This window comes from Ignavibacteria bacterium (assembly GCA_036262055.1).
GTDB lineage: Bacteria > Bacteroidota > Ignavibacteria > Tepidaquicellales > Tepidaquicellaceae > DATAJP01.
The window spans coordinates 279149-300912 of record DATAJP010000003.1 but is presented as its reverse complement, the minus strand read 5'-3'; the positions used below and the strand labels follow the sequence as shown (position 1 = coordinate 300912).

General features: G+C 34.8%; 19 protein-coding genes. 1 reads left to right on the top strand and 18 read right to left on the bottom strand.

Going from position 1 to position 21764, the window contains the following annotated elements; translation table 11 throughout:
- The 4 genes from VHP32_08460 to VHP32_08445 all read right to left on the bottom strand — a co-directional run bounded on the left by VHP32_08460 (position 1) and on the right by VHP32_08445 (position 4770).
- Positions 1 to 510 (bottom strand): hypothetical protein, encoded by a 510-nt coding sequence (locus tag VHP32_08460; protein ID HEX2787923.1) that lies wholly within the window; start codon positions 508 to 510, stop codon positions 1 to 3.
- Between the two features lie 9 nt (positions 511 to 519).
- The gene (locus tag VHP32_08455) at positions 520 to 1350 is read right to left on the bottom strand and encodes a M48 family metallopeptidase (protein ID HEX2787922.1); all 831 of its coding nucleotides are present in this window, start codon (positions 1348 to 1350) and stop codon (positions 520 to 522) included.
- Positions 1351 to 1420: 70 nt separating this feature from the next.
- Positions 1421 to 2200, bottom strand: coding sequence for an enoyl-CoA hydratase-related protein (locus VHP32_08450; GenBank protein HEX2787921.1), 780 nt, complete (start codon positions 2198 to 2200; stop codon positions 1421 to 1423).
- A gap of 8 nt (positions 2201 to 2208) precedes the next feature.
- On the bottom strand, positions 2209 to 4770 hold the full coding sequence (locus VHP32_08445) for a zinc-dependent metalloprotease (GenBank protein ID HEX2787920.1): 2562 nt from the start codon (positions 4768 to 4770) through the stop codon (positions 2209 to 2211).
- Positions 4771 to 4772: 2 nt separating this feature from the next.
- On the opposite strand from VHP32_08445, the gene VHP32_08440 reads away from it, so the two are divergent.
- Positions 4773 to 5603, top strand: a complete 831-nt coding sequence (locus tag VHP32_08440) for an arginine deiminase-related protein (protein HEX2787919.1) — start codon at positions 4773 to 4775, stop codon at positions 5601 to 5603.
- A 4-nt stretch (positions 5604 to 5607) separates the two neighbouring features.
- Here VHP32_08440 and ssb read toward each other — a convergent pair whose 3' ends face one another.
- The 14 genes from ssb to VHP32_08370 all read right to left on the bottom strand — a co-directional run bounded on the left by ssb (position 5608) and on the right by VHP32_08370 (position 21760).
- On the bottom strand, positions 5608 to 6033 hold the full coding sequence (ssb, locus tag VHP32_08435) for a single-stranded DNA-binding protein (protein HEX2787918.1): 426 nt from the start codon (positions 6031 to 6033) through the stop codon (positions 5608 to 5610).
- A gap of 7 nt (positions 6034 to 6040) precedes the next feature.
- A complete protein-coding gene (locus VHP32_08430) occupies positions 6041 to 6865 on the bottom strand; it encodes an NHL repeat-containing protein (GenBank protein ID HEX2787917.1) in 825 nt (274 codons plus the stop codon).
- Positions 6862 to 8331, bottom strand: coding sequence for a hypothetical protein (locus VHP32_08425; protein ID HEX2787916.1), 1470 nt, complete (start codon positions 8329 to 8331; stop codon positions 6862 to 6864). The genes VHP32_08430 and VHP32_08425 overlap by 4 nt, the downstream gene beginning before the upstream one ends.
- Positions 8321 to 9190: a DUF1207 domain-containing protein gene (locus VHP32_08420; GenBank protein ID HEX2787915.1), complete on the bottom strand. Its 870-nt coding sequence runs from the start codon at positions 9188 to 9190 to the stop codon at positions 8321 to 8323. Before VHP32_08420 ends, VHP32_08425 begins: the two co-directional genes overlap by 11 nt.
- Before the next feature lie 32 nt (positions 9191 to 9222).
- The gene (locus VHP32_08415; protein ID HEX2787914.1) at positions 9223 to 10317 is read right to left on the bottom strand and encodes a VWA domain-containing protein; all 1095 of its coding nucleotides are present in this window, start codon (positions 10315 to 10317) and stop codon (positions 9223 to 9225) included.
- Between the two features lie 5 nt (positions 10318 to 10322).
- Positions 10323 to 11750, bottom strand: a complete 1428-nt coding sequence (locus tag VHP32_08410) for an NADH-quinone oxidoreductase subunit N (protein HEX2787913.1) — start codon at positions 11748 to 11750, stop codon at positions 10323 to 10325.
- Positions 11751 to 11757: 7 nt separating this feature from the next.
- Positions 11758 to 12150 (bottom strand): VanZ family protein, encoded by a 393-nt coding sequence (locus tag VHP32_08405; protein ID HEX2787912.1) that lies wholly within the window; start codon positions 12148 to 12150, stop codon positions 11758 to 11760.
- Positions 12134 to 13675 carry an NAD(P)H-hydrate dehydratase gene (locus VHP32_08400; GenBank protein ID HEX2787911.1) on the bottom strand — a complete coding sequence of 514 codons (1542 nt, stop codon included), beginning with the start codon at positions 13673 to 13675 and terminating at the stop codon, positions 12134 to 12136. Before VHP32_08400 ends, VHP32_08405 begins: the two co-directional genes overlap by 17 nt.
- Positions 13676 to 13690: 15 nt before the next feature.
- Positions 13691 to 14350 (bottom strand): ribulose-phosphate 3-epimerase, encoded by a 660-nt coding sequence (rpe, locus tag VHP32_08395; protein ID HEX2787910.1) that lies wholly within the window; start codon positions 14348 to 14350, stop codon positions 13691 to 13693.
- A 9-nt stretch (positions 14351 to 14359) separates the two neighbouring features.
- On the bottom strand, positions 14360 to 15325 hold the full coding sequence (locus VHP32_08390) for a PASTA domain-containing protein (protein HEX2787909.1): 966 nt from the start codon (positions 15323 to 15325) through the stop codon (positions 14360 to 14362).
- 129 nt (positions 15326 to 15454) lie between these two features.
- Positions 15455 to 17779: a phospholipase D-like domain-containing protein gene (locus VHP32_08385; protein ID HEX2787908.1), complete on the bottom strand. Its 2325-nt coding sequence runs from the start codon at positions 17777 to 17779 to the stop codon at positions 15455 to 15457.
- A gap of 13 nt (positions 17780 to 17792) precedes the next feature.
- On the bottom strand, positions 17793 to 19574 hold the full coding sequence (locus VHP32_08380; GenBank protein HEX2787907.1) for a hypothetical protein: 1782 nt from the start codon (positions 19572 to 19574) through the stop codon (positions 17793 to 17795).
- A 61-nt stretch (positions 19575 to 19635) separates the two neighbouring features.
- A complete protein-coding gene (locus VHP32_08375; GenBank protein HEX2787906.1) occupies positions 19636 to 20718 on the bottom strand; it encodes a hypothetical protein in 1083 nt (360 codons plus the stop codon).
- 46 nt (positions 20719 to 20764) lie between these two features.
- Positions 20765 to 21760, bottom strand: a complete 996-nt coding sequence (locus VHP32_08370; protein ID HEX2787905.1) for a PorV/PorQ family protein — start codon at positions 21758 to 21760, stop codon at positions 20765 to 20767.
- Positions 21761 to 21764: the final 4 nt, after the last annotated feature.

Here is a 21764-nt window from a genome sequence, read left to right as displayed (position 1 = left end):
CTAATTTACGGGTTTGAATGAATCCGTTATCTGTTTAATTTCGGTCTCAGTATCATAATTATAAGAACCATTCGGTGTTATGAACCTTAATACATAAGCATAATTTGTACCGTCGGAGTTCTTTGTCCTGTAATAATAAATTGTCTCTGTAAATTCATTGTCCTTATATACTGCCATCTTGCCGTCATAACTGCCGTTATCGAAGCTTTTATAATCTCCCGAACGAGGAGGAATTTTCAGTGTGAAATCCTTTTCAAAAGTATAAACCAAATCGTCAAGCTCTTTAATTGCATTAACCTTAAATGCAAGAAGCATCAATGCATTTTTGCTGTCTTTTCTGTTAATGGAATAAGAGATTGCATCTTTCTGAGAAGTTTCTTCGGTTTTTTGCCTGTCCCAGCCGGAAGGGATATAAACAGTAAACTTAAATTCATTATCATTAATTTGGTCTGCGTGAACAAAACTAATTGATAAAAGAAATATTAAGACACTTAATAATATTTTTTTCATAAATTATATTTAGGGTAATAAAGATTTTATTCGTTGATATTCTTGTGTATTCAAACCCTTTGTAGGGTCAGCATTTATTTTTAAATCTCTAAGCTGTGTGCTTACGTTGGTAATTCTATCCTGGGGAAGAGGATGCGTTGAAAGCAAGCGTTCCAAGTCCCCGGGTGTAGTTCCCTTTTGCCGCTGTTCTTCTCTGATTTTATCGAAAAAGAAAGTTATCGAACCGGGATACCATTGTGTTGCTGTTAAATACCTTATAGAGTAATTATCAGCTTCAAGCTCATCGGAACGGCTGTTAGCAAGAAACCCAAGTCCGACAAATAAGTTCGCTGCAATCTCAGCAAATATATTCGGGTTGCTTCCAAGTACTAAACCTAAAATTGCATTTACACCGTAATAAGAAGTCAATCTTTGCGTCATGTGACGTCTTTCCGCGTGAGCTATTTCATGACCAATAACTCCTGCAAGAGCAGCTTCGTTATCGAGAAATTTTATCAGACCGGTATAAACATATATAAACCCGCCGGGTGTGCAAAATGCATTTACAATCGTATCGTTTACTACAGTAAACTGATATGGAAAAGTATTCTCATACTGAATAAAATTTGAATTTGTAAGAATGGTCTTTCCAATCCTGGTTACATAATCATTAACTTCGGGTCGCCCCTGAAGCATCGGGAATTGTCTTGGGTCTGCTTTTATCTGCCGGTCAATGTCTTTTCCTATTGCCACATCGTCGGACTCAGAAAATATATTGGCTCCGCAGCTGTAAAAAACCGAAATACTTGTTAATAATAAAACCGAAAATACTACACTGTAAAATAACTTCTTATTTTTCATATAAATATCCCCGTATTATCATTAAAAATTTAAACAAATTTATCGCTTAAATGTTCCGCAAAAATGCTTCCTAATTGCCTTTAAATACAGCTTTTCGTTTTTCTAAAAATGCATTTAGACCTTCTTTATAGTCATATGTTTCACCTCCAATATTCTGATATTCAGCTTCAAGTTCGAGTATATCGTCTAATGTTGACTGAAATGATTTATTTAGCAAGGATTTAATCATTCCGATTGCCTTGGTCGGCTTACTTGCGAAATTTTTGCAGGTAATATCGAGTAATTTGTTTAAAACTATTTGATTGCTTACGACCTTGTTAACAAGTCCTATATTAAATGCTTCTTTTGCAGTTACTTTATCTGCATTTACGCACATTTCAAATGCTTTGGCATAACCGACAAGACGTGGTAGAGTAAAGCTTGAGCCTGAATCAGGAACAAGACCGATATTAATAAAAATCTCAATCATAGTGGCACTTTCAACCGCAATTCTATAGTCGCATGCCAAGGCAAGAGAGAGCCCTGCACCTGCAGCAACACCATTAATTCCGCATATAACCGGCTTTGGTAAGGAAGTAATTTGCCTAACAAGTGGATTGTATTTTTTCTGAAGAGCTTCTTTGAACGTAGAATTTCTTGAAGCAAAATCTTTCAAATCCTGACCTGAACAAAAAGCTTTTCCCTCTCCTGTTATCGATACACATCTTATTTCAGAATTTTCTGCGGCAGTTTTGAAAGCATCCTGAAGCTCGTAAAGCATTTCTTCATTGAATGCATTATAAACTTCGGGACGATTGAGCTTTATTTTATAAACGTTTTTATCTAAATCTGCTTTTATGAATTTGTACATTATTTTGTTTAATTATTTTGGTCGATGAAAACAGAGTTTAATGCCTTATCAATTCTTGATGCGCATTCTTTTAAGTGAAACTCATCATAAATGCTGTTAGAACGCTTTGAGGCAATTTCACGCTTTAGGTTATTTAAATCATAATATGCGAGCGAGCGAGCTTCCTCAGGAGTACCGTAATACGGAGATAATACAAGCGCAATTAAAATATCAAGATGTGCTTTTTGGAGATTTTTTCTTGTCGATGAAAAACCTTCATTATTTTTAAGCTCAGACCATACATTTGTCTTTATATAATCAAACATTGTTGAAAGAGGCAGCGAGTTTGAACTGACTTTTTCCTGCTGAAGCATTCTGCCTGTCAAAATATTATTATAAAATCTTTGGAGATAAAACTTTTGATAGCTTAAGATTATTTCGTTTATTGGAATATCAAGACGGCTTTGTCCTTCCCAAACTGTTGCGGTGTTCGGCTGGAGCAACTGCAAAAATTCCGGAGAGAAATTCAGATGCCTATCAGCATGGAATAGATATTCATTTACTAATTCAAGCGCCTGCATTTGTTCCTGAGAACCAACCGGTTGGTATGGGTACTTTGTTCCCATAAAGTCACCGCTTTTCATTCTTGTTACATATGCACCTCCGACATATTTTGCTGCGTAACCAACACTTGATAGATAATCAAACAACACACCTCTGAAAACCCTTGAAAGCTGAATGAAACTTCTGTCATATTGCGGATAATGATTCTGAATTTTCTTTAAAAGGTCTTCGCTTATGATAATTTTTTCTTTTGCATATTCTAAGGGTGAATTTCCTAAGTCGAATTGTTGTGTCAGAGGGTCTAAGCTTGTCGGTCCGAAAGCGTCATAAACATCTTCATCCGTTCCATAAACATTAAGCGGGTCTTGTGATTTTGAAGCAACAGCAAGAAGAAACGGCACCTCATCATTTGGATTTTTTATATCAGGAAAAATTTTATACCCGTATTCGATAGCGAACAAATCATAATTTCCCACAGTGCCTGACCAGTACTGTCCCTGCGGCAATCCGGGTGCTGATAAGTTAACCGAATTATAATCCATTACTGATGAACCAATTGCGTTACTCTTTGTGAAGTTTGAATCTCTGATTTGCGCAAAAGTATAAGCACTCGATGCTTTGAAATTATGGCGCAAGCCGAGGGTATGCCCGACTTCATGAACGACCAAATCTGTTAGATAATCATTTACAAACTGCTGAATTAATTCAGAATTTTCATCAGCTGTAATATTATTATTAATCTTAATGGCAGTTAATGCATTTGCAACATATATTTTCGAATAATTTGCATAATTGCAAAACTTATCGGAACATTTATTGTTTTTGAAAAACTTCTGTTCATTATTGTTATAAAAATATTCTTCGGGTTTTGTCAACGCAAGAGAGCTGATTAATTCTCTCTCGGAACGCAGATAACTTACTATTTCGGAATTAAGAAGAACTGAAGCGTTTATAATTTCACCGGTGAACGGATTTGCAAGAGAAGGACCGACACCTGCAAGCCCTGACGAAGATGATGATTGCCAGCGAATAACATTATACCGGATGTCCTCTACATCCCATTTGGCAGTGTCTTCCTGAATTCTGCACTCAACAGCATTTTTAAAACCAATATTTTCAAATGCTTTATTCCAAAGCAATACACCTTTTCTTATCGGTTCGCGATATTCAAGCGGAGTTGCCCTGTCAATATAATAAACAATCGGCTTTACGGGCTCAGAAAGCTCTACATAAGGGTCTTTCTTTCTTAAATCCCAGCGGTTTATGTATGAAGTGTATTCAGTCGGACGGTTCGGACGAGAATAATCTTTAAAGTCGGAAGTAAAATATCCAACTCTATCGTCATTATATCTTGAAATGTAATTTTTGTTTTCAGGAATTTCTATTAGCGAGTAACGAACTTTAAAATTAATTGAGCGTGAATCAGGGACATTGGCATTGGGTCCTCCCTGTGAAGTGAAAACATAATTAACAAATACTTCTATATTGTTCGGAAAAGTTTTAACGTTTTCGATATATGTCATATCCATATTTATCACATAATATCCTCCGAACATCTGTTGAAACTCGTATGCTAAATTCGGAATGTCTCCCTCGAAAAACTGATTTATCTTACAAAGGCGATTTGCACTATCGCTTTCGTTTTGTTTGAAATCGATTTTTATGGGTCCAAATCTTGAAGTAACTTCCTGATTATAGTTTGAGAATTTAGAAGTGTCAGGTAAAATTTGCGTTCCAATCTGAACGAGGTTATAAGCACCTTTTACTTCCTGGAACTTCATAACCATCTGGCTCATTGGAAACCCCGCAAAAATTCCAAGATTATCTATTGAAGTAAGATTTGTAGAATAAAGGATAAAGTATTTATTTTTAATGCGATTATTAAAATCAAAATAATAATCTTCTTTATCTTTATAAGTTGTTATAAGTCCGTCTTGTTTTATTGAACGGCTGACAACTTCATTATAGCTTTGAGAAAAAACGGAATTAAAGCACCCAAAGAACAACAAAATTATAATATATTTCATTTATGAAACCTGATAAAATATTAATGTGTGAGCCGAAATACTTCGACATTACGTATTCCGGCAATGAATTTATGAGAGGTAATATAAACAATTTAGATAAAATTAAGGCTGTAAAAGAATGGTATGATTTGAAGTCAGTTTATGAAAACCTTGGATTTAAAGTCAGTTTAATTCCCGCAGTTAAAAGTCAGGTTGATATGGTCTTTACAGCAAATCAATCGCTTCCACTAATTGGCAGAACCGGAGAAAAAATTGTTTTTATGAGCAAGATGAAAAACAAAGAACGACAGAATGAAGTAAAATATTTTGAAGATTTTTATAAACAAAACGGTTACAAGATAATTCACTTGCCTGATACGATTAATCATTTTGAATCAATGGGTGATTGTGTGGTTGATTATGAGAGAAGAATATTATTCGGGGGTTACGGCTACAGAACTCAAAGCGAAGTGTATGACTTTATTGGTGAATATGTTGATTTTAAAATTCATAGAATCAATTTACAGAATCCTGTTTTGTATCATCTTGATACTTGTTTTTCAATTATTAATTCTCATACTGCCGTGATTGACAAAACTGCTTTTACCGATGCAGATATTGAAATGTTTAAAACTTATTTTGAAGATATTATTTATGCAGATGCGGAAGAGAATATGAAATATTTTGTGTGTAATTGCCATTCGCCTGACGGAAAAAATGTTATCGTTCAAAAAGGAAGCAAAGAGTTTAAAGAAGAAATTTTGAAACGCGGATTAAATTTGATAGAAGTAGATACCTCCGAATTCATAAAATCCGGAGGCAGTGTGTTTTGTATGAAAATGATGTATTATTAAAATGTTAAAACGGTAAATCGTCTTCTGAAACAGGTCCCGATTCGCTCGAGCCCGTGCTTGATTCAGAACTACCTCCTGAACCGCCGCCTTCTCTTTTATCGAGAAGAACAATATCTCTCATATCGCTGACAAGTATTGAATAAGAATTTCTTTTTACACCATCTTTTTCATATTCACTGTTAGTCAATTTTCCTTCGATGAATATTTTGCTTCCTTTCTTAATAAGTTTAGAAAAAGTTTCAGCGGTCTTTCCGAAAATAGTGATGTTGTGCCATTCAGTCTTGTTTTGCCACTCCCCGCTTTTGTCTTTTACCCTGTCTGTTGTTGCAAGAGAAAACCGCGAATAAGCTGTGCCTGTTGTTGAGTATGATAACTCGGGATCTTTGCCTACGTTTCCGATAAGCTGAACTTTGTTTAATGAATATGCCATAAGATTTTTAAGGTTTAAAAAAACTTAACTTATTTTTTTCTAATATAAAATACTTTTCGGAGTTATAAATTAATATATCCGTAATTTTACTTGAATCATATCCCGCCGGCAAACTTATTTCTTCTTTATATGAATTTGACGGAGGGTCGAATATCGTTATTTTATTATCCGCAGTTAATATATACAATTGCCCGTTATATATTGAGAAGGCTTTTATATTATCAAGCGATAATTTCTGAACAAAATTTCCAAAACTGTCGAACTTTAAAATACCTTTATACCCCTTATCATAGATATAAATAAAATTATTGTTGTCTTTCAAAAGCTTTACCGGTTCAAGTAAAGGAATTTTACTTGTCTTATAATCACCGAAAGAGTTATTTGGATTAGTCCCTTTTGGATAAATTACAACACGCCTGTTATCATAATCTATTACATAAATATCGTTCGAATTAACCACCAGCGTAGCAACGGGATTATTAAATTTAAATTCGGGAAAAAATGTTTCTGTAGTTGTTTTCAGTTCAGTAATGAATGCGAGATTTAAATCCAGTCTTTGAATTCTATAGTTGCTTGGATCAGATACAAGAATGTCAAGCCCTGATGAACCATCTATGTAAGTGGGATTATTAAACTGTCCCTGATTCCATCCGAAATCACCTAACCTTTTTATCAGATTCAAATTTGAATCAAGCTTAGATATTTCATTTCTGTCTTTATCGAGGACATAAATAAATCCTTTTCCGTCAGTTGTTATCGAGACAGCATTTTTGAAAATTGGCTGTTGAATTGAAAACCAGTTTAATAAGATTGTTATATAAAGTAATATCATTCTATTGTTACATATTTCAAATTATGAAATTCGGTTTCAGAAAAAAAAGCTCTGGAAATTGAAAAAATATAGTAATTATTATATTTGGGAACACTCTTTGCGTCAATACTAAATGCTTTCTTGTAAGTTAAAACTAAATAATTGGTGTGCAAATAATAAAAGTTAATTTCATCAGAATTAGCCTCAATTAAAATATTATAATTTAGATACTCAATTCCGGGAAATTTTTCTTCAAATAAATCAGATCGATAGTTAAATATATATTTGGGATTCTTAAATAAAACTTTGTTTGTTAATAAAAACACATAATCACTATCATTTCGATAAAGTTTAAAATCAGGGTCATCTATTACAGGTTCTTCATTTGGAGGCATAAGATTTGTTATATTTACAAAATCCAAAGCAGGATGTGAGATATAATCATAAAATTCATTTAAATAAGGCAATTCGGTATTAGTGGAATCAATGTTATTCAGATAATCATAATCACCTGAAAATTGTAAATAATGTGTTCTGTAAGCTTCAAATCCGACTTTCACAAATAGAAAAAGTGAGTACGCGCCTGCAACGGGGTATGTAATAGACGCATCTTCTGCCAAAAAATTTTTCATGGAGAGCAATGATTTTATATTAACAAGTCCGGATGTTATGCTATACTTCGCTGCTGGCATTAATGCAGGCATTAACAAGCCTCCTCTTCCTGCCATACCAGTAGCAAACCCTTCAAGAAAAAAAGGATGGCATGGTTTAATATTGGTTTTCAATTTATAATTCATTACAAAATGCATAAGCTCATGATAATGAGCATTGTATGTACTAACAACAATGTCATTCGCAACAAGAAAAACTCCTTTTGCACTCTGCCCTATTATATTTATCATATCAGATTCATTGCAAAAAACATATATCATTTTTTTAGTTTCTAACTCTTTTCTTTCGGATGCAGTGCTACTAAACCATTTTAATTCAATAAATTTATCCAATTGTTCTTTGCAGTATTCATTAAAATATATTGGTTCTTTAATATAAAAATCAAAATACTTTGACGAATCACGATGATAATTTCTTGAAAAATAAGTTACCGGGGCGATACATTTACCATCTTTAAAATAAAAATTAGCAGAATAATTTTTTTCAGGATAGAAAAATTTTAAAATGGTATAATCATCATCAAGCGGTTTAACATCCGCTTGGAATTTTTTACCTTTCTTAATTATATCATCTTTAACTTCATCCGGAATGTTGTAATTAATTAGAAACTTTATAGGTTCATTATAATATGTAATTCCGAATCTATTACTTCGTTTAAGTTCATCTTCATCTATAAAATCAATAACATCGGGATTGTTTTTTAAAAGATGGTCTAGGAATACTAATTCAGATACTTCATTATGAATAGAATTCTTTGCAAAAAGATTTGCGCTCCAAATTAAATAAAATACTGCAAGAAATATTTTATAAGTCAACCGAGAATCCAAGAGCTTTTATATTTAGATGTTTCTCATAATACTGGCCTTTGTAGTCCTGACCGTCGTAATATGTAAAAAATAAATTGACGCCTCTTGAGTTCAACTTCCCTATCTTGATTCCGGTTTCAATATTTGAATTCAAATTCCATTTATTCTTAACCTGAACAAGGCGCAATTCATTTGAAAAATATGCGGATAAAATACGTGTAATTTTGAAATTTGCTTCAAATCCATGTTGGAAATAAACTTTTGCAAAATCATCGGGTATTGAATGAAAGAGAAAGTTAATCGATAATTGATTTCTTAAAGAAATGCGTTTGTTCAGACGTGTGTCAAGTATCGCAGACAAATCCACGAACTCGCGGCTGTAAATAACCGGAATAAAAATCGTATCTGTTCTTTCGTATTTATGCCCGTCTTCGAAATGAGATGATATATGCGCTATCCTTAAACGTCCAGACAAGGTCATATTTTTTTTCAAAGGTCTTTGATAAGAAAATTTTAGACCGAAATAATAATCGATTGCATCAACGGGAAATTTGAAATTATCTTCGTTTCTTAAATTCGAGAATGTAAAAAATTCAACTCCGACAGAATAAGTATTTCGTCTTTTTTTGAGCGAAACAATATCAGGAGAATACCCGATGTCGAGCTTTAAGTAATCATTGTTTAAATTTTTTGCAACACTGATTCGTGGCTCGAATATAGAAGCTTTGATAGGTCTGAAAAGTTCTTGAGAAGGAAGAAATTCGATTTTGGATTTGTTTTTATGAGATTCTGATTGCGAGTTCTGAGAGTATAAAGGTAGTGAAATAAGTAAAAAGATTATTATGAAAAGAATGGGATTCTTCGTCACTTCGTTCCTCAGAATGACATTCTTTAAAATTATCAATTATTCTTTTTTCTGTTTTTGATGTAATCAGAGAAAATTAAGTTGCCGAGATTATCGAGACCTGAATAATATGCGCTGCCGTTATTTGCTTTTGTAAACTCATCTATGAAGTTTCTCAGGTAATAATCGCGTGCAATCATAAATGTAGTGATTTTTATTTTATCACGCCTGCAAGCAACTGCTTCATCGAGAGTTTTATTAACTATTCGAGGGTCTAATCCGAAAGAATTTTTATACAAACGTCCGTCGTCGGTAAATATTGCAGATGGCTTTCCGTCAGTAATCATAAAAATCTGTTTATTGACAGTCCCCTGCTTTCTCAGAATGTTTCTTGCAAGGCGAAGCCCTGCCCGCGTGTTTGTATGAAATGGTCCTACGGTTATGAACGGCAAATCACGTATTTCAATTTGTTCTGCATCGTCTCCGAATAATACTAAACTCAACCTGTCTTTACGGTATTTTGTTGTTATTAATTCCGCAAGTCCAAGCGCAACTTCTTTTGCAGGAGTAATCCTATCTTCCCCGTATAGAATCATACTGTGAGAGACGTCAATCATCAAAACAGTTGCACAAGTTGTGAGATGCTCGCTTTCATAAATTTCAATATCGTCTTCCTGCAGACGCAGGTTATCAATGGATGAGTTTACAAAAGCATTCTTAATTGTGGAAGTGAGGTCTATGTTAGTAATCGAATCACCGAATTCAAATTTTTTAAGCTCGCTGAGTCGGTCGATTCCTGAACCGGATTTATTCGTTTCATGAAATCCGTTTGTATCGAGCTTTAAACCTGAAAAAATTTTCTTGAATGAATCGGTGCGGATTCTTTGGGTACCTTTTGGCGTGAGGATGAACTTTCCTTCTTTCTCGGCAATATATCCCTGCTTTTTCAGTTCATCGATGAATTCGCTGAAAGAAAAATTCTCATCGAAAATTTTGTATTCGATATTTAACTCTTCAAGCCACTGTATTGCATCTTCAACATCTCCATTAGTCTGAATTAAGAGGTAACTGAAAAACGACACAAGTTCCTCAAGACGCTTATCGTCGGTTTTTGACCACGGCATCCATTTTGAATAACGGATATGCAACATAAAACTTAAACCTTAAAGAAGTTAAAAAATATTTCAGGGAATAATCCGAATACAAGCGTTCCGATAATTGAAAGTGTAATTGCAACGCTTGCAAATGCCGGCGTTGTGTATGTTCTCTCGGCATGCGCTGCATCTTCTGCATCCTGAAACCACATATAAACAATTACTTTTATATAGTAATAAACTGAAATCACGCTTAATGTAATACCGATTATTGAAAGCCAGATTAAATTTGCCTGGATGGCGGCATAAAATAAATAATACTTACCCCAAAACCCGGCAAAAGGCGGTATACCTGCGAGTGAAAACAGGAAGATTGTCAAAAAGATTGCAAGAACGGGGTTGTTCTTTGCAAGACCTTTATAATCATTCAAAGAAAGATTACTGAATTTATTTGTATCTTTAGAATTTTGTTCGATAATCGAAACAACAATGAAAGCACCAAGCTGCATAAAGACGTAAGCAATCAAATAATAAGTAATTCCCTTAATTGACAAATCATTCATTGCTGCAATACCGACCATTATATAACCGGCGCTTGCAACCGATGAATAAGCAAGAAGACGCTTTATGTTTGTCTGGGCAATTGCAATAACGTTTCCGAACAACATCGTTAAAATTGCTGCTGTGGAAAATATAACCCTGAACTCGGCAATGTTTGTTGAAATAACTATCGGCAGAAGAATTCCCACAGCAGCAATTTTTCCTGCAGTCGACATCATACCCGTAACTGTAGTTGGAGCACCTTCATAAACATCGGGAATCCACATATGGAATGGAAATATACCGAGCTTAAAGAAAAATCCTAAGAGAAACAAACACAGACCTATGAGAAATACTGCATTAGTTTTTAATGCAGGTGTTGATGCAATTATGCTGATATTAGTTGTTACGGCTGCACCGTACATCAAAGCAATTCCGAATAATAAAAATCCTGTCATAAACGCACCGAGAAGAAAATATTTCATCGCGCTTTCGTTTGACCAGGTTCTCTTGCGCATAAATCCCGCGAGAACATAAAAACAAATCGACATTAATTCCAAGCCAAGGAATACAATCAACAAATCATTTGCCTGAACCATCAGAACCATTCCCATAACTGAAAACAGCATCAAGGAATAATATTCTCCAAAGTTTATGCCTTCTTTCTCTATATAATTTTTTGATGCGATTATTGAAATAATTATACTCGTAAGAATCAGGATTATAAACGTATTAGATAAAATCGAAACTTTTATGAAATTATTCAGAATAATCGAATTGTAGTTTATATTGCTCATTGCAAAAGCAAGCGCAGCAATCACCGAAAGTAATGAAAACCAGAATACAAAGTTTTTGTTTTTTGAAAATGCATCAATTACAAGGGTAAGAACGGCAGCCCCGGAAATTATAAGTAAAGGAATGATTTGTAAGAGGTCAGTGGTTTGAATCATATTCTGTTTAATCAGCTTTAGAAGTTTTCTTCAAGTATAATTTTATTATTAAATATATCACAAGAGCACCAAGAAAATCCGCAACAACATCGAGAACGTCAGAAGAACGGTTAGGTGTGTACATCTGGTGAATCTCATCCGTTATTCCATAAAGCAACGTGAACAGCACGGCAAATTCAGGTGCAAACTTCTGTAATTTAACATATTTATATTGATTTTTTAAGGAATAAAAAAAGAGGAAGCATAATAAACCAAATACAAGAAAATGAGCGATTTTATCTGATAACTCAAATTTTATTTCCGGGAGATCGGCACCGGGAATTGAAGAGAGGATAAAAATAAATACTAAATATGATATTAAAGGCAGGTGATACCTGACAAATCTATTCGTTATAACCAATTTCTTTTTTTACTGTCTTTAAATTTTCAAGCATATCGGAAGCCATTAATGAATCACTTCCAAATTCATTATATAGTTTTTCGCTTATATAACCGTGGATTAAAACCCCATTAATTGCGGACTGTGCTGCTTCTTTTGACTGCGAGAAGAGTCCGCTTATTATACCGGATAAAACATCTCCCGTTCCAAAACTTGCAAGATTTTCTTTGCCGAGAGAATTAATGTAAAAATATTCACCGTCAGTAATAATCGTCGGAGCTCCTTTTAATACCAAAATCACGTTATACTCTTTAGCAAAATTCTTTGAAAGATTATAAAAATCATTTACAACATCCTGAGATGTAAGATTCAATAAATTTGCAAACTCACCTGTATGCGGAGTAAGGATAATTTTTGAAATTGAATTTTTAAGCAGTTCAAGATTGTCCTTAAAAGCAAAAATTCCGTCTGCATCAATGATATAGTTTGCTTTTACATCGGAAACTAATTTTCTAACAAGCGACAATGTGTTTTCATTTCTTCCTATGCCGGGACCGATAAGCGTGCAATCGCTCCATTCAACTTTTTCTTTAAGAGTATCAAAATTATCAAACGACAATCCACCGTCTTCTGTTTCTGCAAGCGGTAACTTTACAGGTTCAGTGATTTTTTCTTCTATGATTGCATCAAGCGATTCCGGATATGCAATGATGACAGCACCTGAGCCGATTCTCATTGCAGAAGTTGTACATAAATAAGCTGCGCCAGTGTATCCCTTTGAACCGGCAAGAACAAAAACTTTACCGGTTGTATATTTATTTGCATTTGCATCACGCTTCTGTAACTTAATATCAGATTTTTCAAGACGAAAAATTTTTTTAAGGTTTCTATCTTTAAAATCATTGAAGTTAACACCAATGTCAATAAGGTTGACGTTTCCGCTTGCTTCTTTTCCCTTATTAAACAACGTATCGAATTTATATGCACCCATTGACAACGTGCAGTCAGCTTCAACACAAATTGATTCCTGATTATATTGCTGCAAGCATGATGGAATATCAACTGAAACAATAGCTGCCGATGTAACAGAATTGATTATATCAATAATATATTTTGATTTTTCGTCAGGGTATCCTTTAAAACCAATTCCAAAAATATTATCAATAATTAATGAATTCTCAAAATCGTGAATCTGAAGATTATTTAAATCAGATATTTTTAATTTATCGGAATTTAAATTTTTTAATTTATTGAAATTAATTAACGCATCGTCTTTTAATTCTTTCTCATCATAAACTAAAATTAAACTCACAGGATGGTTTTTTTCTATAAGATACCGTGCAATGACGAAACCGTCGCCGGCATTGTTTCCCTTGCCTGCAATTATTATGATTGAACGATAAGTATGAAGTTTGAAATGGCTAAGAATAAAATCTGCAGAATTGCGTCCGGCATTTTCCATCAATACTAATGATGGAATTTTCAGTTCTTCAATGATACTTTTTTCGGCAATTAAATTATCCTGATTGAAAAATACATTCTGCATTAATTAATTGAAGAATTATCTGACAAGAGCTTTCAGCTCTGAAGTGGTTTTTTTAATATCTTTTGACTTAAAAATCGAGGCGCCGCAGACAAACATATCAACTCCGCAATCTGAAATCATTTTAATATTCTCCGGTCCGATACCGCCATCGACTTCAATAAGCGCTTTTGAATGAACTTCGTTAAGACGGTTTTTGATGTGCTTTATTTTATAACTCGACTGTTCAATATATTTTTGTCCGCCGAAACCGGGATTAACACTCATCACTAAAATGAAATCTACAATTGAATATAACTCATCGAGCATAAAAAAAGGCGTTGCAGGATTCAATACAACTCCTGCTTTGCATCCCGCATCTTTAATTTGATGAATCAAACGGTTAACGTGATTATTGTTCTCATAATGTACCGAAATATAATCAGCGCCTGCCTTTGCAAATTTATCGATAAAGTTTTCGGGGTTATTTATCATCAAATGCACATCAAGCGGCAAACCCGTAATCTGGCTGACCTGATGAACAATTTCCGGACCGAAGCTGATGTTCGGAACGAACTGACCATCCATTATATCACAATGAATTATATCCGCACCACCGTCTTCAGTTAGTTTAATATCGCGTTCAAGATTTTTAAAATCGGCAGCTAAAATTGAAGGGCAGATATATTTTTTGCTCATAAAAGTTTATTAGAATCCTGATTTATTTTCATCAGCTTTTTTGTCGTCCGTTTTCTGCTGATTTTTTTCACCTTTCTTCATTGGAAGAGGAGGTTTTGTTGTTTTATCAGACTTATCAGTCTCGGTGTTTTCTTTTGTTGATTTCTTTTCAGTTCCGGAATCCTCTTTAGCATCTTTTTGTAGACCTGACTTGTCCTGCTCTTTAGCATCGGTTTTATTTGTATTAGCATCTTCGGTTGTTTCAACTTCTTCAATCTGAGCTACGAATTTCTTGGATACAAACAAATCTACTGCAGTATTATCCGTTGCTGATTTATCTTTTTTAGGATACTGGTCAAGAATTTGTCCGGGCGCAACATCTTTACTTGAAATATAATTTATCTTACCAATCTTAAGTTTGTTATCAGCAATAAGTTTCTTAGCTTCTTCAAGCTTTTTCCCGATTAAATCAGGAATACGCAAGCTTCCAACTTCAGGACCATTGCTGACAATTAAATCAATTTTGCTTGACCGCTTTACTTTGCTTCCCGGCTGTATAATTTGAGATAAAACATAATCTTCCTGCAAGTCATGAGAGAATTTTTTCACAACTTCGCCAAGCTCAAGATTTCTTTGTTCAAGAGTGAATTTGGCATCACGCAATGTTCTGCCATATAATTTAGGAACTTCGACAAGCTGCTCACCACCGCAAACGGTAAGGTAAATTCTTCTATCCATTTTAACTTCTTGTCCACCCGGAGGATTCTGGTCAAGAACAAGTCCTATTGGTTTTGATTCATCATATTTTACATCTCCTTGCTTTACTTCAAGCCCGACCTCTTCCATTTTAGCTTTAGCTTCAATGAAATTTAATCCGACGACACTCGGCACCTGCACTGTGTTTGTGTGCTTCACATACCAGGGCATCAAAACGCTGTTAAATAAAAAGAATAAAACAACGATTCCTATTATTGCTATTCCAACTTTTTTAATCATAATAAAATTTACCTATTTCAAGTTTAATATTAAATTTATTTCGTTATACCTTTATTTTTCTTGTAGTTATACAACAAAAAAGGGACATATAGTCCCTTTTTAACTCAAAAAATTATTTATTGTTCGGATTTATTTTATCAGCATCATTCTATGAGTTTTCACAAAGTTATCTGTTTGCAGGCGGTAGAAATAAACACCACTTGCATATTTTGACGCATTCCATTTCGCAATATATTTTCCTGTCGTCATTTCTTTGTTCACAAGAGTTTCGACTTCTCTGCCGAGAGCATCATAAATTGTTAATTTTATAAAACTGTTTACAGGAACAGAAAACTCAATGCTTGTTTCAGGATTGAACGGGTTTGGATAATTTTGTGAAAGCTCGAAACCACCTGGAACTTCAGAACCAATTTGATGAACACTGATTGTTCCGCCTGCATCGGTTAAACGTTTTGCAAATTCCTGCCAATATAAATTTGCAATAAGCGAATCATAAAATATTATAACATTTTCATCATTATCAAAGAAAGCATTGTTAGAATAATTTGCGGAACCTGTTTCAACAATCGGATTGCTTGAAGGAGTTTCAGGGTCAATCAGCATATACTTATGATGAAGCTGTCCCGGTCTTGTATCAAGAAAAACTCTTGCAGGAGTTGTCCACGGTGATGAACCTCCTATGCCTTTCATTTCCATATATACATCCTGTGATGCCTGTCCGTCATCAAACACACCGCGAACCATTCTGCTTGGAGGCAGATAAAATGTACGCATTCTATTTGCGATATTAAAACGTGTAAAAGCAAATATGCAAAAGTTTACTGAAGTATTAGCAGTGGTGCTAATCAAATTTTCAATAACTGGAGAAATAAAATCCTCAGGACAGAAATACATTTCAACAGTTTTTCCGTTTATTTTATAAAGATTCGGAGTGTTTTTTGGTTTGTTTGCCCCGAATCTTGCTCTTGCAGAAATATTATTATCGGTATGCGAGCCCCACATTTTTTCAAATTCGATTGTATAAGCATTACACAAAGACTGGTCCTGAATAAGAAGCACATTCTGCGCATCATCGTAAAATTGTTCATCGGTTATGTTAGCAGAACCGCCCCATAACCAATCATTAGCAAAATTAGTCGTATCACGGGCATCGAAAACCAAGAACTTATTATGCATTAATCCGTTGGCATCGGTTCTTTTTTGAACTTTTATACCTGCTGAGATAAGGTCATCAATCAATTGTTGATTGGTTCTGTTTTCATAAACTACACGAATTTTCACGTTTCTTATCAAAGCAAAAATTAATTTATCTTTTAACTGAACGATGTCATCGAACGAATATATAGCCATATCGATTGATGACTGTGCTGAATCAATTCGTTCACCTAACCTGACCTTAAAGTCAGTATTGCCGTTCGCTTTATTATTTACAAACGCAAGTGATGTGTCAACAGATTTATTAAAATAAAACTCCATCTTGCCTGTGGATGATGGATGCGATGAGGTTGAAACATATTTCACAGGCGCAAAGCTTGTGCCCGTTCCGTTTGTAGAGCTTACTTCAAGCTGATAAATTTTTCCCGGTTTAAGATTCGTAAGATTAAGAGAATGATTTGTTGTCATTGTTCCGCTGAAAACAGAATCAAGATAATTGTTTGGCTGATAATTAGAATCAAGACGCATATATTTTATTCTGCTCGACCCGGGTTCTTGCGTTGACCATGATATAGTTATGCTTGTTGACTGAATGTTTGACTCAAGCGGATTAGTTACGATAATTGGACCCCCGCCCTGAATCACATCCTGCACAAATCGCGGAAGAAATTGATAGCCTGAATTGTACGGTGCTGCACTTTTAAACTGGCTTGCGACACCAATGCAATCAAAAGTTCCCGAAGGAACAATTGCACCTACAAGATTCGTATTATTGTCAATTCTCATTGTGCTCGCATAACTTCCCGTTCCATCCGCAACCGTGTAATTCTGATTTGAGCCCCACGTTCCTGTTGCAGTTGTAGTCAACCCGTTAAATCTGCAAAGTTTACTCTCATATTGTTCAAGACCATTCCATTGCTGAGTTGTGAACTGTAATAAATTAATCACTTCGGGTGTCACTGTTCTTCCGGAACTCACAACACTGAAAGTAACGGTTGTAAATTCGGTAAGTCCATTGAATTGAGCAATTGTTCCAGTAATAATTACGCTATCTCCGATTGTGACAGCTGCAGAAAAGGTATTGTCAAATATTGACATTCCCGCTGTGTTATCTTGAATACATGAAGGACCCCCGAATTGATTTGCAACCGTAACAACACCGGTAATTGTTCTTGTTTGGTTCAGCAGTACTGGAATCCCGTTTGCATCATTTTGCCTTATCGATGCGATTGGAACAACCTGAGAGAATGCGCTCTGAGCAATAAGCAATAATGTTATTAGTAAAAATAAATTTTTCATTTTATGTTATAAATTAGTTTAATTTGTTTCCGTAAGTTTGTAAAAATGAATTAACAATTACTCCATTCGGTTCCTCATTCATTTTTCGCTGAAGCTCTTTTTTGACAGTCTCTTTATCTTCACGAATTCCTTTCTCAAGTAATGCCTTATTATAAACAAAATTATATGGTGTAAGATATTTGTATGTGTATTTTTCAGTAACATCATTAAACTTGGGTTCGTTTTTTAGCCATAAGAAAGACTTATCATCCCAGAACACAAGACGCCAGTCGGGATTTTTGCTGAAATATGAAATCGAAGTTTGTTCCATTTCCTGCGGTGCGCGGACTAAGTCAGGAGCAAGATACATTGCATATTCAAAATTGTAATCTTTAACTTTTTGTTCAAAGCCGGGACGCTTTCCTGTAATGGTATTATACTCGAAGAAAATACTGTCATTCAAGTTACGGCTGTCAATAAAATTTTTCTCACCGGGGAAATTCCAGATTAAAAACCCGCCGGTTCCGAAGTGATTAAACACACGTTCACCTTTTTCGGGAATCTGATTCTGTTTCATAAAATCAAACATCTGTGTCGGAATGAAATCGGAATTAATTCCAAATCCTGAAATTCTATAGTACTGCAAAGTCTCAAGATAAAGTTTGTTGTTTGGCAGATTAAAAATGCAATATATAAGAAAAACAGAAATGATAACTTTGGGAATTGGATTAATCGTAAATAAATTTTTTATTCCTTTGCTTCTTAAATGTTCAATTATAAAACTAAGCGCAATCGTAAAGAAAACCGAAACTATTATATTGTAATCGACTGTAAATCTGACTGCTCGAACAGAATAAAACGCAAAACCGAGATAAACCAATCCGGCAAACAAATCTTTTTTCTTAACTGCATAATATAAAATTATAAGACCGCCGAATAAAAATATTTTGTAAATTGTCCCGACAAAACCACCATCGCTGCCATCCCCAAACGGCGAACGCCATTCATTAATAGTCTCAAGCAGTTTCATCTTCGTGTGGCTGTATGCATATATATATGTCTGATAAAAATTAGGATTTACAAGCATTATCAATATACACGCAAGAAAAATTAACGCTAAGCGTGTAAGTTCCGGTTTGCTTAATGCAGGAATTTCTTTCGATGAAAACGATTGCGGTCTGAAATAAATTATAATCTCAGAGACAAGCCATATCCCGAACAAAAACATTCCGGCAATTATGCCCATATGCATGTTTGCCCAGAATAAAAAAATCAAGGGAAGGAAAAATAAAATCTTATAATTTACACGGTTGAAATATCTATATTGAATTATGATATAAAGCAGCAGGACAAAAAATAAGAACGAGATAATGTGGGGACGCGGAGATAACCTGTCCATTGTTCCAAATGCAAGAACAGTCAGAATAAGAAACGAAATGGTCGGGCTGATTTTAAATTTTTTATAAATCAAAAAATAAATATAAAAAATCAAGAGAAATATTGCAGTTCGTAGAATTGAAAGCCCTTCATATCCGCCTATGCTGTAAATACCATAAGTTAATATATCCCATCCCCACTCAAACGGCATCCATTCTTGTCCTTCGGTTACATAACCAAAAATATCCTGAGAAGGAACATGTCCTGTTTCAATTATATACTTTCCGGTTGCAAGATGCCAGAACACATCATCATCACCGGTAATTTTAAACGTTGTAAGAAGAACAATAAATATTCCGAAGATTATAAAAAGCGCATAATCGTAATAAGGCGAGTAAACTTTTTGCGGCTGTGATTTATTTTTTTTGGTTTTAGACAAAAGGTTTTTGAACAGAATGGGATTCCCGCTTTCGCGGGAATGACTTCCTGCAATTTATTTATTAATTTAAATCTGTTGAGAGTTTGAACCGAACTACACGATTATTATCAGTATCAGCGATATATAAAACTTTATTAAACCACGCCACACCCATCGGGTTGTTAAATTTATTCTGTCCGTTACCCGTTCCACCGAATGATTCGCTTCTAAAACGTCCGCTGTTTGAGAATTTATATAATGAGTCTCTATCGGAGTCAATTACATAGACATTATTGCTGTTATCGAGAGTAACGTCCTGAGGCAGACCTAACTGAATGCGGACAATATCAACATTGTCTTCAGGTAAAAATTTTGGCAAATAAGCACCGTTCACGTTATCGTATTCAAACCATTCAACTTTAAAGGCATAGTCAGGCGTGCTTCGTGTAATTATGAAATCAGTCGAGCTGTTCGGAATTGTTGAAATTGCTGAAGTATTTTCAATTGAGTAAATACCATTGCCAGTTGTTGCAAATCCTGTGAGAATATTATATTGCTGAACACTAAATAAACCTTTTACTTTTATGAGTGCGTTATCAGGGTCAATAGGGCTGACGTTGTCAGGTCCTACACGGGTTATTATAAATGAATTATCGGGATAAGTTGAAATTCCCGTGAATCTTCTTCGTCTGCTTGAAATTGGTGTCGCAAAATCACTTGTAATGACAGCATGTTTAGATGCGTTTGATATTATGCCGCCGATGCTGACAAGCTGAATTCTATATACCACGCTAATAGTATCATTCAAGGTAGTTACTGAATCCGCAATTACAAGTAAATCAAAATTATTATCCTGTGCTAATGCTCTGGGATTGAGCATATTAAGCGAACCAATTTCACCACCGGCAATATTCATCTGAACAACTCGGTTATTTTTAGTATCAGAGATATAAAGCAGAGGTTCTTTTCCGACAATCAATGCTTCGGGATGATTAAATTGTGTCCAATCAGGTGACTGCTGAACATAAGTCGTATCATTAAACGTAGTATCCGTTCCGCCGGTTGTAATCGGGAATTGCGAAAGGTCAGTTTTCTCGCCGCAGCTATTTAAAACTAAACCGCAGATTGTACAGAAAATAAAAATATTTAATAATTTAAATTTCAAACGTTTCTTACATATGGATTTCTACCTTCGCAGAAATGACAGTTATTTATTGACTAAAATCAGGAAATAATAAATTCAAAGAAATTCTTTGAGCTAATCCAAGCTCTTTAAAATTTGCAATTGAGTAATCAAGATGAGCCATTGCAAAAGTTATCGGCAGTTTAACGCCTGCTCCGAGCGAAAAATTTTCAGAGTCAACATTGAATTTATATCCGCCTCTTAAAAACAAAAATTCTTTATATGCATATTCAAAACCAAAATTAACGTTCTCTGCATTATCATTAGGGCTGTTAAGCTGTATCGATGTTGTTAATCGGTTCGTTGTATTCATAAACGGTTCCATCGCAAAACCGATTCTGAAAAATGTCGGCGGCGGAAACTGCTGAAAATTATTTGCGGTTCTGTTGCCCGGTAAAGTTACCTCGCCTGCAGGAGAAATTTGCCCTCCAAAATTAGCAATCACAACGGCAAAACGTGTCGTTCCAAGACCTGTTTTATAAAACGTTCCTAAATCTCCGACTACACCTTTCATTTTCAGTAAACCAAGTGTTTCCTCTACATATTTAACTGTAAATCCAAATGAAAACTGTTCAGTCATTTTCCGTGCATATGAAAGACCAATTGCCAAGTCGGCAAACCTGAACTCATCACCCGTTCCGAACGGCTGGAACTCAGTAGTTACTTTCATATTTTCGGTTTGCAAAGAGTTAACGCTTATTCCAACAGCGTTATTACCTCCGAAATGATAAACTCCTCCAAAATATTGCAGACGAGTATCAACAAACCATTGAGTATAAGATGCGGTTATACCATTCTCAGTAAATTCAGTTAGCCCTGCGGGATTCCAATATAAAGATGATATATCGTCGGAAACAGCAACGAAAGATTCACCCATGCCCGTTCCACGCGCACCGTTGCCAATTTTTAGGAATTGTAGAGACGCAGTTCCGACTCTTTGACCTCCCAAGTTAGGAAAAAGCTGAGCATCAGCTTTACCTGAGACGAATAATGCAACTATCAATATTATAAGAAATTTATACAATTCT